The following is a 14,355-nucleotide window of genomic DNA, read 5'->3' as shown; positions in this document are numbered from 1 at the left end:
GCCGCCCCGTTGACTCACGTCAAGCAACGCACCGCGCGGGCACGCGCGTCGGGCTGACCCACGTCAACGGTCGAAGCGCGGCATTTTCTAGACTGATGCCACGCCGTCGTCAACGGCGCCCGACGCAACGCTCGGGCCCACGCGCGGCAACCGGAAAACTCGTCATGCCCCGAATGCGCTGGTCGCTCGATTTCACGTTGCTGGTTCTGTCTGCCGTCACGCTCGCCGCCGGCGGCGCGTGCGTCGCGTTCGGCCTGCCTGCGCTCGCGCGCCTCGTGTGGCTGCTCGGCGCGCTGCCCGTGCTGCTCGCGTTGACGGTCACCGTCGCCAAGGCGGTCGCGCGCCGGCAGCCCGGCATCGACGTGCTCGCGTGGCTCGCTATCGGGCTCGCGCTCGCGCTCGACGAGACGCTGACCGCCGCGGTCATCGCATTGATGCTCGCGAGCGGGCGGACGCTGGAGCAGCACGCGCAGCGCCGCGCGCAACGCGAGATGACCGCGCTGCTCGGCCGCGCGCCGCGGCAGGCGACGCGGTTCGAGCATGGCGAATGGCGGCCCGTCGCTCCTGATGCGATCGTCCCCGGCGACCGGCTGCTGGTGCGCAGCGGCGAGTGCGTCGCGGTCGACGGCACACTCACCTGCGACGCGGAACTGGACGAATCGATGCTGACCGGCGAATCGTCCACGCAGCGGCGACGTTCGGGCGAAACCGCATGCAGCGGCGTGGTCAACGCCGGCGCGCCGTTCGAAATGGTGGCGCGCACGACCGCCGGCGACAGCACGTTTGCCGGCATCGTACGGATGGTCGAGCGCGCGCAGCGCGAGCGCAGCCCGTCCGTGCGCGTCGCGGATCGCTACGCGGCGGGCTTCGTCGTGATTGCGCTGCTCGTCGCGGGCGGCGCGTGGCTCGCGACCGGCGACGTCGGCCGCGCGCTCGCGGTGCTCGTCGTCGCGTCGCCGTGTCCGCTGATTCTCGCGGTGCCGGTCGCGATCGTGTCGGGCATGTCGCGCTGCTCGAAGCGCGGCGTGCTGGTCAAGGGCGGCGGCGCGCTGGAACGCCTCGCGCAAGCGACGATTCTGTTCTTCGACAAGACCGGCACGCTGACCGGCGGGCGCGCACGCATCGTCGCGATCGAATGCGGCGCGCAGGTCGCCGCCGCCGACGTGCTGCGCTTCGCGGCGTCGCTCGCACAGGCGTCGGCGCACGTGATTTCGGACGCGCTGACGGTTGCCGCACGGGAGCGCGGCGTCGGTCTGTCGGCGCCGTCGGCCGTACTGGAGACGCCCGGCGAAGGCGTGACGGGCAGCGTCGACGGTCACACGGTCACGATCGGCAAGTTTAGTTTCGTCGCGGCGTGCTCGACGCCGGCGCCGTGGAGCGATGCGTTCGTCGCGCGCGTCGGCGGCCAGGGCGGCGCGGCGGTATTCGTCGGCGTGGATGGCGCGATGATCGGCGCGATCGAGCTGGCCGACGAACTGCGGCTGGAGACGCCGCGCGCCTTGCGGCTACTCAAGCGCGAAGGCGTCGAGCGCCTCGTGATGCTGACCGGCGACCGGCGCGATATCGCGCTGGCAGTCGGCGAACTGCTCGGCGTGACCGACGTGCGCGCCGAGCAAACGCCGACGGACAAGCTCGCCGCGATCCAGTCGGCTCGCAAGGACGGCGTGACGATCATGGTCGGCGACGGCGTGAACGACGCGCCGGCGCTCGCGGCCGCCGACGTCGGCATCGCGATGGGCGCGCGTGGCGCGGCCGCGTCGTCCGAGGCCGCCGACGTGGTGCTGCTGGTCGACCGGCTCGACCGCCTCGTGGATGCGATCCGCATTGCGCGCCGCGCGCGCCGCATCGCGCTCGAGAGCGTGGTGGCCGGCATGTCGTTGTCGGTGCTCGCGATGGCGGTCGCGGCGGCCGGATTACTGCCGCCGATTGCGGGCGCGGTGATTCAGGAGGTGATCGACGTCGTCGTGATCGTCAATGCGCTGCGCGTGTTGCTGGTCCGCGCGAAGCCGTCGGAGGCGCGGCCGAGCGGCCTCGACGTCGAGCAGCTCAAGCGCGAGCACGCCGCGTTGTCGCCGCTGCTCGACCAGTTGCGGGATCTCGCCGATCGCATCCCCGGCTTGCCGGCCGCGACCATCGCGAGCGAATCGGCGCGGATGATCGGTGTGCTGGACGCGCGGCTGCTGCCGCACGAGCGCGCGGACGACCGCGACGTCTACGCGCGTCTCGCGCCGCTGCTCGGCGGCGAGGATCCGCTTGCGGCGATGAGCGGCGCGCACCGCGAGATCTTCCGGATGGTCAGGGCGCTCAGGCAGATGGTCGCCGATCTGCCGCGCGAACACGCCGACGCCGCGGGCGCTCAGGCGATCCAACGGACGCTGTACGGGCTCGAAGCGATCGTCCGCCTGCATTGCGCGCAGGAGGAGGAGCTGTTCCACGCGGTGGGCGCGGACGTGTGACGCGCTAGCGCGCTACGCATGCGGCGCGTTCACGAGCAGGACCGGCGTTGGCGCGATCCGCGCGACGCGGCGCGCCACGCTGCCGAGCACCCAGCTCGTGACGCCTCGCCGTCCGTGGGTGCCCATCACGATCAGGTCGGCATGCCAGCCGCTCGCGTCGTGCACGATCCGTTGCGATACGTCGTCGCCGGTGCGGTCGGTTTGAATCAGCTGCGACTGCGCGTGTCGGGCCGCGCCGTCGAACAGCGCGACGGCTTTTTGCAGGACGCGGCGGCCTTCGTCGATCGACGCCTGTTCCAGCGTCTCGACGGGAACGAAATCGCCCAGCGATACGGGCCGGTCCACGACGTGGATCACGCGGAATTCGGTGTCCGACCGCGCGAATTTGAGGCCCGCGCGCAGTGCGTTGAGGGCGATCGCACTGCCGTCGACGGCGAACAGCATGCGCGCCGGCACATGCTCGGCGGCCGGCTGGAACCCTTCCGGGACGATCAGCAGCGGACAGCCGGCGAGGTGGCCGAGCGGGCCGGACACCGTGCCTTCGATCCACCGCAGCAGGCCGTGATGCTGACGCGCGCCGACGATCAGCAGATCGGCGCGCCACGCCTGCGCGGTTTCGGCCAGCGCATGGGCGATATCGGCGCCGTGCACGGACAGGTCGATGACTTCGCTGTCGATCGCGATGTCGTCGCGCCGCAATGCGCCGGTGGCGCGCGACAGCGCGTCGGCGGCGTCGTGCAGCAATTCGTCGCGCGCCGCTTCGAAGAACGCGGCCGATTTCGATCCGCGCGGAACGAGTGTGCGCGGATTTTCCGCAACGCTGACCACGTGCACCGACGCATTCGGCGCAATGAGGTTACGCGCATACGCGAGCGCATGATCGGACGCGGCGGAGCCGTCGATCGCGATCAGCACCCGTTGGGGCGCGTGGTGGGGGTGGAGGGGTGAGTTGCTGGCGCTCATGAAGGTCTCCCGGTCCGGTGGCAACCGGCGATCGTGCATACGGCCATTGTTCGCACGCGAGGCGCGCGCGGCTTGACCTTCGTCAAGCGCGTTCATGTTCGCCGGGTAATGCGTGCCGCTGGCTGTCCAGCGGCCGAAGGGCGGCCGCGCTGCTAATCGGGCGCCCGATCGGGGATCGCCTGGACGATCATCGAAAACAGCCGGTCGAGATCCTCGTCGAGCGGCTGGCCGTCGAACGGATCGCGATTCGCGGCGAACGCCGCGTCGATCCCGACCCAGTCGTCGGGCGTCAACACGCGGGTGGCGGCCGGCAGGATCACGGTCTCTTCTAGACAGCGATGGTCCGCATGGAACTCCGCGTAATCGTCCATCAGCGCGCCGAGCGTATGCAGCGCGCTCGCGCCTTTCAACTCGTAGCGCGTCAGCGCGTGCTCGAGATTCCGCAGCTTCATGTCACTCTTGTCGTGCTGCGCCTCGAGCTGGTCGAGCACGCTGTCGAACTCGCCGGTGCGCGCCCGCAACGGCGCGAACAGGTAGCGGTCTTCGTTCGGATGATGAATGCGCTGCGGGTATTCCCGGATGTAATAGAGCATCGCGCGGAACACGATCACGCCCGGCACCGGCTCGCCCGCCACGAGCCGACGGACGAAGTGCCGCATGCCGTCGATCACGGTCGACAACTGCGCATGTTCGTGGCGGATGATGGCGACGGCGCTACGTGGCCCGGGCATCGACATTTCACACCCCACAGCGGTAACGGAATGACCGGCGTGCTCGCGGCTCGCTTCGGCTGCGCGCATGAAGCCCGGTTGCGATACGTCGATATTGATCGACCGCCGCCCGTCGTTGAAGGGTGTGGACACCGAGGCGTTGACGAAGATCAACGGTCGCGTGGAGCGTGTGCGCCTGCCGATCGCGTTCGGTCTGCCGCATGGCTGCCGAGACGTGCGGGCGACGCGCGACGCCGGTTTCCTGCCGCTTCTCGAAGCGGTCCGGCCGCCGCGCATCGCAATGCCGGCGTCAGCCGATATCCTTCGCCTGCAGCCCGCGTCGGCCGGAACGGGCCGACCACGGCAGGATGCGCGGCAGGACGTTTTCCGCGTGGACCACACGATGGGCCACGGCCGCGGCGACGTGCAGGCCGACCAGCGCGACGAGCGCGTAGGCGGTGAGTGCGTGCAGTTCGCCGAGCCAGTGCGACAGCTCGCGGTTCTTCGCGACCAGCGTCGGCAGCGAAAAAAGCCCGAAGCAGCTGGCCGGGTGCCCGGCCGCGTTCGTCTTCAGCCAGCCGAGCACCGGGATCGCCAGCATCAGTGCATACAGCAGCCCGTGGACGGCGCGTTCGGCCGAATGCCGCAGCGTGCCGGCGGGATTGACCGACGGCGGCAGCCGGTCGCGCGCGCGCAGCCGGTTGCCGAGACGCAGCGCCACGAGCAAGAGAATGGCGACGCCGATCGACTTGTGCAGGCCGACCAGGTCTTCGTTGTCGTCCAGCAGCAGGCCGACGATCAGGTTGCCGATCAGTGCGACGGCCAGCAGCCAATGGAGCAGGCTGATCGACAGCGGATAACGGGTAGCGGTCTTCATGACGAAATATCGTTCAGTGGCAGGCGGGGAGTGCGATCGGCTCAGCCGAGCAGGTCGTGGTAGTGCTTCTTCGTGTCGTTGATGCGGCGCAATGCCTGCTTGGCGGCCGGCAGATCGTTCGCCGCGATCGCGCGATCGACTTCGGTCAGTTCGCGCTGCAAGGTGCGCATGCCTTCGTCGTAGGTCGACTGGTCGCTGCGATAGCGCTGGCGGCTCGCCTGTTGCGCGTCGCTTTCGAGCCGGGTGACGTAGCCGCGCATCTCGGCGGTCGTCCGGCTGTTCAGCGCGCGTTGCATCGTCTGCTTCATGTCGCGCATCAGCGGCTTGATCTCGCCCGCCTGCGCGGGCGCGGCGGTCACGACGAGCAGCGCGGCGAGCGCGGCGCAGAAGCGGAATCGGAATGCGGGCGTCTTCATGGGCGTTTCGGGTCGGCAGTATCGGTGAGCGCGACGATAGGGCGCCGACGTTAACGGATTCTTAAGGCCCGATTTCGGCCGCGACCCGCTTGATGCGCGGGCACGCCTGCGGTTATCGTGCCGCAACGGACGCGAGGTCCGGATCGAAGAGGAGTTGCGCATCATGCGGGTATTGCTCGTGGAGGACGACAAGCTGATCGGCAGCGGCGTGGAGGACGGGCTGAGCGAGGCCGGCATGACGGTCGACTGGGCGCACGACGGCCGGCATGCGCAACTGGCGCTCGAAACCACGCCGTACGACCTCGTCGTGCTGGATCTGGGCTTGCCGCGCATGTCCGGCGTCGAGCTGCTCGCGTGGCTTCGCAAGCGTCGCGACCATACGCCGGTGCTGGTGATGACCGCTCGCGACACGGTGGCCGATCGCGTGAGCGGCCTGAGCGCGGGCGCCGACGATTATCTCGGCAAGCCGTTCGACCTGACCGAGCTGGTCGCGCGCTGCCGTGCGCTCGTGCGGCGTTCGCAGGGGCGCAGCACCGACACGATCGAATACGGCGACCTGTCGGTCGATCCCGCCTTGATGACGGCCACCCGCGGCGCCGAGCGAATCGCGCTGACGTCGCGCGAATGCGCGTTGCTGGTCGAACTGCTGTCGAATCAGGGCCGCCCGCTGTCGCGCGCGCAGCTGCAGGACAGCCTGTACGGCTGGAACGAGGAGATCGAGAGCAATGCGATCGAGGTGCACGTGTCGAACCTGCGCAAGAAGCTCGGCGCCGACCTGATCCGCACGATCCGCGGCGTGGGCTACGTGGTGGAGAAGGCGTCGTGATGCGTTCGATCCGGCAACGGCTGACCTTGCTCGTGCTGTCGGGCGTGGTGGTGGTGTGGGCCTATTCGCTCGTGTCGAGCTATCGTCAGGCGATTCACGAAGCGGACGAATGGTACGAAACGCGCGTCGAGCAGATCGCCCGGACCTTCGCGGTGCTCGACGCGCGCGACCTGCCGCGCTTCGCCGAGATCGTGCTCGCCGGCCGCGACGACGACGACGGCGACAACGATGCCGCGCCGCCGATGCTGTACCAGGTCAGCGATGCCGACGGGCACGTCCTCGCGGCCAGTCCGGGTCTCGCGGCGCTCGACGTGCCGGCGTCTGCGGCTGCTGCATCCGGCGCGGCCGAGTCGGGCAATCCTAAGTGGCACGCGTACGTGCTGACCGATGCCGCGCGCGGCCGGACGGTGCGCATCTTCGAGCAGCGCACGCGCCGCTCGGACCTGTCCGCCGAAGTCGCGCGGCGCGTGGCGCGGCCGCTGGCGTTCGCGCTGCCGGTGCTGGCGGTGTTGATCTGGTTCGCGATCGGCCGCAGCCTGACGCCGCTGCGCACGCTGTCCGACGCGATCGAAGCGCGCTCGGCCGACAACCTTGACGCAATCGGCACGCGCGGCATTCCCGATGAAGTGCGTCCGCTGGTCGCCGCGCTCAATACGTTGCTGCAACGCCTGCGCGACTCGCTCGTTCGCGAGCGCGCGTTCACCAGCGACGCGGCGCACGAGCTGAAGACGCCGCTCGCCGCCATCAAGGTCCAGGCGCAGGTAGCGCTCACCGCGCGCGATCCGGAGCGCCAGCGGCGCGCGATGCAGCGGGTCGTCGAGGGCGTCGACCGCAGCACGCATCTGGCCGATCAGTTGCTCGCGCTGGCGCGGCTCGACGAGACGGTTCCGTTGAACGGCGCGGACGTCGACCTTCGTCAATTGATCGCGGCATGCGTGAACGATCATCAAGCGCGCGCGGAGCGCAAGGAGATGTCCGTGACGTCGCGGGTCGATGGCCGCGCGGTCGTGCACGCGCCGCCCACGCTGCTTCGCGTGCTGCTCGACAACCTCGTCGACAACGCGATCAAGTACGGCCGCGAGCATGGGCACGTCGAAATCGCATCTTGGCAGGACGCCGACGCGGTCACGCTCCAGGTGTGCGACGACGGCCCCGGCGTGCCGACCGAGGATCTGGCGCGCTTGCAGGACCGGTTCTTTCGCGGTGCCGATCATGACGCGAGCGGCAGCGGCCTGGGGCTGTCGATCGTCGCGCGGATCGTGGCCAAGCTCGGCGGGCGTCTGACCTACGTCGACGGGCTGAACGGCGGCGGATTCGGCGTGCGCGTGACCTTGCCGGTGCAGGGTCGATAGGTATCCCGAGCGCGCATCCGCCGCGGTATTTCGGGCGGGATGCGCGCGGCCGGCCGCGCACGGCGTGCGTAATGCCTTCCTCTCGCCATCGCGTTGCGGGCCGATCGGTCCAACCGACGCGCCGCGCCACGCGCATCCGCGGCCATCGACGTTCGACCCGCGCGCAACCTGATCGCCATCGTCGCGCCGCGCGTGAACCAGCCGGTTAATTTGGTGCGCTCGCGCGCGCTGCGAATGGGCAACGGCCGCGTGCCGCGTCGGGCGATGCACCGAAATGAGGAATGCAGATCGCCGGCGCGTGTGTGCGATGCCGATGCGACAGCCGATTCACGACGATGGCCCGCTTCTTGCTGGTGTGGTGCCGGCCGCGCAATCGTTGCGCGCCGCCCGACGACATACCAGACGAGGATGATTGACCGTGAGCCTGACGATTCGACCGTTTTCCCGACGCACGTGGCTGGCTGCGTTGCTCGCTGCCTCCGTGACGGCGCTGTTCGCCGCAGCCCCGGCCCAGGCCGACGCGCTCGACACCATCGCCAAGAGCGGCACGCTGCGCGTCGCGGTGCCTGAAGACTATCCGCCGTTCGGCTCGGTCGGCACCGACATGCAGCCGCAAGGCTACGACATCGACATGGCCGGCCTGCTCGCGCGCGCGCTCGGCGTGAAGCTGGCGCTCGTGCCGGTGAACAGCGCGAACCGGATTCCGTACCTGACGACCAACAAGGTCGACATGGTGATTTCGTCGCTCGGCAAGACCCCGGAGCGCGAGAAGGTCATCGACTTCTCGAGCGCCTACGCGCCGTATTTCCAGGGCGTGTTCGGGCCGGCCGACGTGAAGGTGAGCACGCCGGCCGATCTCACCGGCAAGACGGTGGGTGCCACGCGCGGCGCGCTCGAGGAGATCGCGCTGACGCAACTCGCGCCGAACGCGACCATCAAGCGCTTCGAGGACAACAACGCGACGATCCAGGCGTTCCTCTCCGGGCAGGTGCAGCTGATCGCGGCCGGCAACATCGTGGCCGCGGCGATTCTCGCGAAGAATCCGCCGCGCCGGCCCGAGGTCAAGTTCGTGATCAAGAATTCGCCGTGCTTCGTCGGCGTCAACAAGAACGAACCGCGCCTGCTCGCGAAGATCGACGACGCCATCGCGCATGCAAAGCAGGACGGCACGCTCGGCGCGATGTCGAAGAAGTGGCTCGGCCAGCCGCTGCCGGCCGGGCTGTGACCGGCCGCCGCCCCGCCTGATCCGCCGCCGCGGCGCGCCCGGCGGCCGCCGCAGCGGCTTGCATCGTCAAACCTGAATCCATCGACCGTCATGAGCTACCAGCTTCAATTCGGCGAGCTTGCCGACTACGCCGGCGTGTTCGCGAGCGGCGCCGCGACCACGCTCGCGCTGACCGCGGTCGCGACCGTGCTCGGCGTGGCGATCGGCATACTCGGCGCGGCCGCCTACAGCGTCGACGCGCGCGCGGCCGTGCGGCTGCGGCCGCTGATCGGCGCGTACGTCGAGGCGATCCGCAATACGCCGTTCGTCGTCCAGCTGTTCTTCATCTTCTTCGGCTTGCCGGCGCTCGGCGTGCATATCGGCGAATACGCGGCCGCGATCCTCGCGATGACGCTCAATCTCGGCGCGTATTCGGTCGAGATCGTGCGCGCGGGCGTCGCCGCGGTGCCGAACGGACACGTCGAGGCCGCGTCCGCGCTCGCGATGTCGCGCGCACAGATGCTGCGTCACGTCGTGCTGCCGCAGGCGCTCGCGAAGGTGTTCCCGGCGCTGTCGAGCCAGATCGTGATCACGATGCTCGGTTCGGCGGTCGTGTCGCAGATCTCGGTGGCCGATCTGACCTACGCGGCCGGCTACATCCAGTCGCGCAACTTCCGCGCATTCGAGACGTATTTCGTCATCACCGCCGCATATCTGGCGATGGCGCTGCTGCTGCGCGGCGCGCTCGGATCGATGGGGCGGCGGTTGTTCTTCCGCCGCGTGCGAGGTGCGCGATGATCGAATTCTCGTTCGGGCAGATTCTCGCGAACCTGCTGCTCGCCGCGCGCTGGACGGTCGTGCTGTCGATCGTGTCGTTCCTGTCCGGCGGCATCGTCGGCCTCGCGGTGCTCGTGATGCGCGTGTCGGGCTCGACGCTGCTGCGCGGCTGCGCGAAGGTCTACATCGAGGTGTTCCAGGGCACGCCGCTGCTGATGCAGCTGTTCATCGTGTTCTTCGGTCTGCCGCTGCTGGGCTTCGACGTGCCGCCGTGGGTCGCCGCGACCGCGGGGCTCACGTTCTTCACGAGCGCCTATCTGGCCGAAATCTGGCGAGGCTGCGTCGAGGCGGTGCCGAAAGGGCAGTGGGAAGCGTCGGCGAGCCTCGCGATGAGCTACGTCGAGCAGTTGCGGCACGTGATCCTGCCGCAGGCCGCGCGCATCGCGGTCGCGCCGACGGTCGGCTTCGGCGTGCAGGCCGTCAAGGATACGGCGCTCGTGTCGATCATCGGCTTCACCGAGCTGACCAAGACCGGCATCGCGATCTCGAACGCGACGTTCCGGCCGTTCGTCGTGTACGGGCTCGTCGCGCTGATCTATTTCGCACTCTGTTATCCGCTCACGCGTTATGCGCGCACGTTGCAAAGGAGATGGCATGCCGCTCGTTGAAACCCGCGGTGTCGAGAAGTACTTCGGCACCCATCATGTGCTCAAGGGCATCGATTTTTCCGTCGAGCGCGGCCAGGTCGTTTCGATCATCGGCCGCAGCGGCTCGGGCAAGAGCACGCTGCTGCGCACGCTCAACGGGCTCGAGCGCATCGACGCGGGCAGCATCTCGATCGACGGCGAATGCGTCGACGCGCGGCACTCGGAGTTGCGCGCACTGCGGCTCAAGGTCGGCATGGTGTTCCAGCAGTACAACCTGTTTCCGCACCTGAGCGCCGGCCAGAACGTGATGCTGGCGCAGACGGTCGTGAAGCGCGCGCATCGGCAGCAGGCGCGCGCGGTCGCCGAACTGATGCTCGAGCGCGTCGGCCTCGGCGACAAGTTCGACGCATTTCCCGACCAGCTGTCGGGCGGCCAGCAGCAACGCGTCGCGATCGCGCGGGCGCTCGCGATGAAGCCGAGCGTGCTGCTGTGCGACGAGATCACGTCCGCGCTCGATCCCGAACTGGTGGGCGAGGTGCTGGGCGTCGTCGAGCAGCTGGCGCGCGAGCACATGACGCTGATCATGGTCACGCACGAGATGAACTTCGCGCGTGCGGTCAGCGACAGGATCGTGTTCATGCATCAAGGGCGAGTCTGGGAGAGCGGGAGCGCCGAGGACATCTTCGAGCGTCCGCAGACGGTCGAGTTGGGGCGCTTCCTCGGCAGCGTGCGCAATACGGAGGCCGCTGCGCGCTGAGCATGGATGCCGGCGCGGTCATCACGTCGTCGTGCGGATCGTCGCTGCGCGATTTCGCGTTCCAAAAAAAATCGTGTTGTTGTAGGATTGGTCGGATGAATGTCATCGCGTGACCTGCGCCACGCCGTCACCCACGCAAGCGCGAGCAATGAACCGGCTCGCGCTGCTGCTACCACGCCAAATTCCCCCCATTAATCTCGGCTTCAGGAAACGTCCATTACGGGCTCCGCACTAATTCGCGCGCCGCTTTGGTCGTTATCGAGGCATCGGTCCCGCACGTGCCGCTTCGATCGGCTTCACACGCATGCGTCGCATGCAACGGTTTCGTGCTCAACGTTCGCCTCTTCATGATCAGAAATTTAAGCATTCGCGTCCGGCTGGCGCTCGCAATGGGCTTTCTCGGGGTGTTGCTCGTCATCGGCGGCTTCATCGGCGTCATCGGCGTCGCGATCAGCAACGACGATGTGAAGACGCTCTATTCGGAACGGCTGGCGTCGTCGGAGGCGCTCGGGCAGGCCAACGTCGCGCTGTCGAGAACGCGTCTGTGGCTGTATCGCATCGCGCTCGATCCGGACAGCCCCGACGTCGCGCAAGAGAGCGCCACGGCCCGCGAGCTGCTCGCCGCGTCGAAGAAGGCATGGGACACCTATCGTGGGCTGCGGCTTTCCGGGCCTGAGGAAGCGCGCCGCGCAGCCGACGCGAACACGAAGTTCAACGCGCTCGTCGAGCACGGCCTCGAGCCGATGTTCACCGCGATCGCCGCGCGCGATCCCGCGAACATTCCGAACGTGTGGCGGCACATCCCGCCGTCGCTGTTCATCGACGCATCGGATTCGATGGATGCGCTCGGCCGGATCCAGATGAGCGCGTCGCGCGTGACGTTCGATGCCGCGCAGGGCCGCTTTCACTGGTTCGTCGGCTTCGCGATCGCGGGCATCGCGGTCGCGCTGGGCGCGGCGGCGTTCACGTGGTGGTCGCTGCAGAACGCGATCGGCGTGCCGCTGGCGCGCGCGCTCGGTCACTTCAGCGCGATCGCCGAGGGCGACCTGACGACGCGGATCGACGTCGAATCGTCGGATGAAATGGGGCAATTGATGAGCGGCCTGCAGACGATGCAGAGCAAGCTGCTGCAGACCATCCGGATCGTGCGCGAAGGCTCCCGGTCCATCGAGACGTCTGCGCATGAAATCACGGCCGGCAACCTGGACCTGTCGCAGCGCACGGAGGAGCAGGCCGCGTCGCTGGAAGAAACGGCTGCGTCGATGGAGCAGCTGACGTCGACCGTGCGCCAGAACGCCGACAACGCGAAGCAGGCGAACCAGGTGGTGCACAACGCGGCAATGCTGACCGAAGAGGGTAATCAGGCGACGCAGGAAGTGGTCGGCACGATGCGCGGCCTGTCCGACGCGTCCGGCAAGATCGCGGAAATCACGTCGGTCATCGAAGGCATCGCGTTCCAGACCAACATCCTGTCGCTGAACGCGGCCGTCGAAGCGGCGCGCGCCGGCGAGCAGGGCCGCGGATTCGCGGTCGTCGCGGGCGAGGTGCGCTCGCTCGCGCAGCGCAGCGCCACCGCGTCGCGCGAGATCAAGGAGTTGATCAACGATTCGCTGCGGCGCGTCGAGACGGGCGCGCGCCAGGTCGACCGTGCGACCGACCGGATGTCGGAGATCCTCGCGTCGGTGCAGCGCGTGCAGGTGTTGATGGGCGAGATCGCCGCCGCGTCCGACGAGCAGTCGAAGGGCATCGAGCAGGTGAACCAGGCCGTGACGCAGATGGATCAGGTCACGCAGCAGAACGCGGCGCTGGTTCAGCAGGCGTCGTCGTCGGCGCTGTCGCTGAAGGCGCAGGCCGAGCAGCTCGCGGCGACCGTCTCGGTATTTCGGATCGGCTCGGCGCAGGGCGACGCCTGAGCGTTTGCCGGCGCGCCGCGGAACGTAGCGAGCCGCGGCCGTCGATCATTTCGTATGACCAAGGTCGAGCGCTTCGCGCGGCGCTTGCCAGTTCGCGATCCGGCGCGTTGACGATGTGCGCCGAGTGCCCGGCATGAAGGCCGGACGCCACGTTCGGCGACATGCGCCGATAGACCGCGCGGCCCTCACTATCACCACTACCGCGCCTGCGTTCATCGCAGGCGCGCTGCTATGCGCGCTCGTACGTGCATCTCCGGGCTGGCCCTCACGGCCCGGCGCCACCTATAATCGCCAGCGACTTGTCCACGAAACCGCGGTGCACAACGTGAGGGGGTGTCGAAATGGGACGATATCGTCGCGTCTGCTTGCGCTTCGTTGTCACGAGTTCGATCGCCGGTTTCGCATTGCTGGCGTCTCCACTGCATGCCCGCGCCGCCGACGGCGCGCCGGACTTGCCTGCCACCCCCAAGTCAGCTGACCGGACGATCGACGTCTATGCGGTGTATGGCGACGGCCGCGCGACCGAGGGCGGCGATATGCACTGGCGCGCCTACGAAGTCGGTTTCGGCGACGTGTTGAACGACTACCTGTCGGTCTATGTCGCGTACCTGAACGAAGGGCATCCGCTCGACCATCACCGCGACGGCTTCGCGGCGCTCGGCTCGTTTCGGTGGCCACTCGCCAATCGGTGGGTGCTCGAACTGTCGGCGGGGCCGTACTTCAGCATGGACACCACGCACGTCGACAACGAGGCGCGCAACGACAAGCGATGGGGCGTGCGCGCGTCGGCGGCGATGCGCTATTACGTCGTTCCCGATCGCTTCTTCGTCAAGGTGCAATACAACCACGTGCAGATGCTCGGCGGCTTCAATTCCGACGCGGTGCTGTTCGGCATCGGCTCCGACTTCGGCGGCCAGTCGCATCCGGCGGTATCCGACGGCAAGACGCAGGTCGCGGTGTGGGCCGGCACGTCGCAGACCAACCGTCCCCAAGTGCCGATGGAGAAGGGGTACATGGTCGAAGTCCGGCGGCCGTTCGGCACTGCGTGGGCCTATTCGGCGAGCTTCGTCTACGAAGGCAACAATGGCGTCGCGGGCCGGCGCGGCGTGGCCGCGCAATTCTGGTACGTCGCGCCGGTCGGCAGCAATTGGACGCTGTCGGCCGGCGTCGGCCCGTATCTGTCACGCGATCGCGACGAAGCGTCGAGCCAGACGCGGCTCAATGCGTTGCTCAGCGCGCAGGTAAGTTATCAGGTGACCGAGGATTGGGCGGCGAGCGTGCGCTTCAACCGTGTCGCGACCCGCAACGACAAGGACCAGGACATGTTCATGGTCGGCGTGGCGCACAAATTCTGAGTCCGGCGCACGTGCGTCGGCAGCACGTCGGCCGTTGTCGAAACGGCATCGGTGTATCGGTTCGGGATGCTATCGGGCGGTATTGCGGGAGGCGTCGATGGT

The 14,355-nt window shown here is 68.3% G+C and carries 13 protein-coding genes; 9 read left to right on the top strand and 4 right to left on the bottom strand.

What is annotated here, in order from left to right; all coding sequences use genetic code 11:
- Positions 1–164: 164 nt before the first annotated feature.
- Entirely contained in the window at positions 165–2,456 is a 2,292-nt protein-coding gene (locus MBR110_RS27130) for a heavy metal translocating P-type ATPase (RefSeq protein ID WP_014725989.1), read from the top strand.
- A gap of 12 nt (positions 2,457–2,468) precedes the next feature.
- On the opposite strand, the gene MBR110_RS27125 is transcribed toward MBR110_RS27130, so the two are convergent.
- From MBR110_RS27125 to MBR110_RS27110, 4 genes are all read right to left on the bottom strand, one after another.
- Positions 2,469–3,419, bottom strand: a complete 951-nt coding sequence (locus tag MBR110_RS27125; protein WP_034193921.1) for a universal stress protein — start codon at positions 3,417–3,419, stop codon at positions 2,469–2,471.
- Between the two features lie 152 nt (positions 3,420–3,571).
- Positions 3,572–4,156: a hemerythrin domain-containing protein gene (locus MBR110_RS27120; protein ID WP_041494378.1), complete on the bottom strand. Its 585-nt coding sequence runs from the start codon at positions 4,154–4,156 to the stop codon at positions 3,572–3,574.
- A gap of 283 nt (positions 4,157–4,439) precedes the next feature.
- A complete protein-coding gene (locus tag MBR110_RS27115; RefSeq protein WP_014725986.1) occupies positions 4,440–5,006 on the bottom strand; it encodes a cytochrome b in 567 nt (188 codons plus the stop codon).
- Between the two features lie 41 nt (positions 5,007–5,047).
- Positions 5,048–5,422, bottom strand: a complete 375-nt coding sequence (locus MBR110_RS27110) for a cytochrome b562 (RefSeq protein ID WP_011880347.1) — start codon at positions 5,420–5,422, stop codon at positions 5,048–5,050.
- 163 nt (positions 5,423–5,585) lie between these two features.
- Between MBR110_RS27110 and MBR110_RS27105 the strand changes: the two genes are divergently transcribed.
- The 8 genes from MBR110_RS27105 to MBR110_RS27070 all read left to right on the top strand — a co-directional run bounded on the left by MBR110_RS27105 (position 5,586) and on the right by MBR110_RS27070 (position 14,253).
- Positions 5,586–6,248, top strand: coding sequence for a response regulator transcription factor (locus MBR110_RS27105; protein ID WP_011880346.1), 663 nt, complete (start codon positions 5,586–5,588; stop codon positions 6,246–6,248).
- Complete coding sequence (locus MBR110_RS27100) at positions 6,248–7,600, top strand: ATP-binding protein (RefSeq protein ID WP_060043653.1); 1,353 nt, start codon at positions 6,248–6,250, stop codon at positions 7,598–7,600. Before MBR110_RS27105 ends, MBR110_RS27100 begins: the two co-directional genes overlap by 1 nt.
- A 418-nt stretch (positions 7,601–8,018) precedes the next feature.
- On the top strand, positions 8,019–8,825 hold the full coding sequence (locus MBR110_RS27095) for a transporter substrate-binding domain-containing protein (protein ID WP_011880344.1): 807 nt from the start codon (positions 8,019–8,021) through the stop codon (positions 8,823–8,825).
- A 90-nt stretch (positions 8,826–8,915) separates the two neighbouring features.
- The gene (locus MBR110_RS27090; RefSeq protein ID WP_059474270.1) at positions 8,916–9,602 is read left to right on the top strand and encodes an amino acid ABC transporter permease; all 687 of its coding nucleotides are present in this window, start codon (positions 8,916–8,918) and stop codon (positions 9,600–9,602) included.
- On the top strand, positions 9,599–10,249 hold the full coding sequence (locus MBR110_RS27085; RefSeq protein ID WP_034193917.1) for an amino acid ABC transporter permease: 651 nt from the start codon (positions 9,599–9,601) through the stop codon (positions 10,247–10,249). The genes MBR110_RS27090 and MBR110_RS27085 overlap by 4 nt, the downstream gene beginning before the upstream one ends.
- Positions 10,236–10,985 (top strand): amino acid ABC transporter ATP-binding protein, encoded by a 750-nt coding sequence (locus tag MBR110_RS27080; RefSeq protein ID WP_014725981.1) that lies wholly within the window; start codon positions 10,236–10,238, stop codon positions 10,983–10,985. Before MBR110_RS27085 ends, MBR110_RS27080 begins: the two co-directional genes overlap by 14 nt.
- Positions 10,986–11,374: 389 nt before the next feature.
- Positions 11,375–12,898, top strand: a complete 1,524-nt coding sequence (locus MBR110_RS27075) for a methyl-accepting chemotaxis protein (protein WP_230939522.1) — start codon at positions 11,375–11,377, stop codon at positions 12,896–12,898.
- A 341-nt stretch (positions 12,899–13,239) separates the two neighbouring features.
- On the top strand, positions 13,240–14,253 hold the full coding sequence (locus tag MBR110_RS27070) for a hypothetical protein (protein ID WP_014725978.1): 1,014 nt from the start codon (positions 13,240–13,242) through the stop codon (positions 14,251–14,253).
- The last annotated feature ends 102 nt before the right edge of the window (positions 14,254–14,355 follow it).

Source organism: Burkholderia sp. MBR-1 (assembly GCF_013822785.1).
Taxonomy (GTDB): domain Bacteria; phylum Pseudomonadota; class Gammaproteobacteria; order Burkholderiales; family Burkholderiaceae; genus Burkholderia; species Burkholderia vietnamiensis.
Note: the sequence above shows the minus strand (reverse complement) of the source record. Positions and strands in the feature narration are given on the sequence as shown.

What these genes read in the sequence shown, in the direction of transcription:
- MBR110_RS27130 (WP_014725989.1), top strand. Translation starts at nt 165, where the DNA reads ATGCCCCGAATGCGCTGGTCGCTCGATTTCACGTTGCTGGTTCTGTCT.
- MBR110_RS27125 (WP_034193921.1), bottom strand. Translation starts at nt 3,419, where the DNA reads ATGAGCGCCAGCAACTCACCCCTCCACCCCCACCACGCGCCCCAACGG.
- MBR110_RS27120 (WP_041494378.1), bottom strand. Translation starts at nt 4,156, where the DNA reads ATGTCGATGCCCGGGCCACGTAGCGCCGTCGCCATCATCCGCCACGAA.
- MBR110_RS27115 (WP_014725986.1), bottom strand. Translation starts at nt 5,006, where the DNA reads ATGAAGACCGCTACCCGTTATCCGCTGTCGATCAGCCTGCTCCATTGG.
- MBR110_RS27110 (WP_011880347.1), bottom strand. Translation starts at nt 5,422, where the DNA reads ATGAAGACGCCCGCATTCCGATTCCGCTTCTGCGCCGCGCTCGCCGCG.
- MBR110_RS27105 (WP_011880346.1), top strand. Translation starts at nt 5,586, where the DNA reads ATGCGGGTATTGCTCGTGGAGGACGACAAGCTGATCGGCAGCGGCGTG.
- MBR110_RS27100 (WP_060043653.1), top strand. Translation starts at nt 6,248, where the DNA reads ATGCGTTCGATCCGGCAACGGCTGACCTTGCTCGTGCTGTCGGGCGTG.
- MBR110_RS27090 (WP_059474270.1), top strand. Translation starts at nt 8,916, where the DNA reads ATGAGCTACCAGCTTCAATTCGGCGAGCTTGCCGACTACGCCGGCGTG.
- MBR110_RS27085 (WP_034193917.1), top strand. Translation starts at nt 9,599, where the DNA reads ATGATCGAATTCTCGTTCGGGCAGATTCTCGCGAACCTGCTGCTCGCC.
- MBR110_RS27080 (WP_014725981.1), top strand. Translation starts at nt 10,236, where the DNA reads ATGCCGCTCGTTGAAACCCGCGGTGTCGAGAAGTACTTCGGCACCCAT.
- MBR110_RS27075 (WP_230939522.1), top strand. Translation starts at nt 11,375, where the DNA reads ATGGGCTTTCTCGGGGTGTTGCTCGTCATCGGCGGCTTCATCGGCGTC.
- MBR110_RS27070 (WP_014725978.1), top strand. Translation starts at nt 13,240, where the DNA reads ATGGGACGATATCGTCGCGTCTGCTTGCGCTTCGTTGTCACGAGTTCG.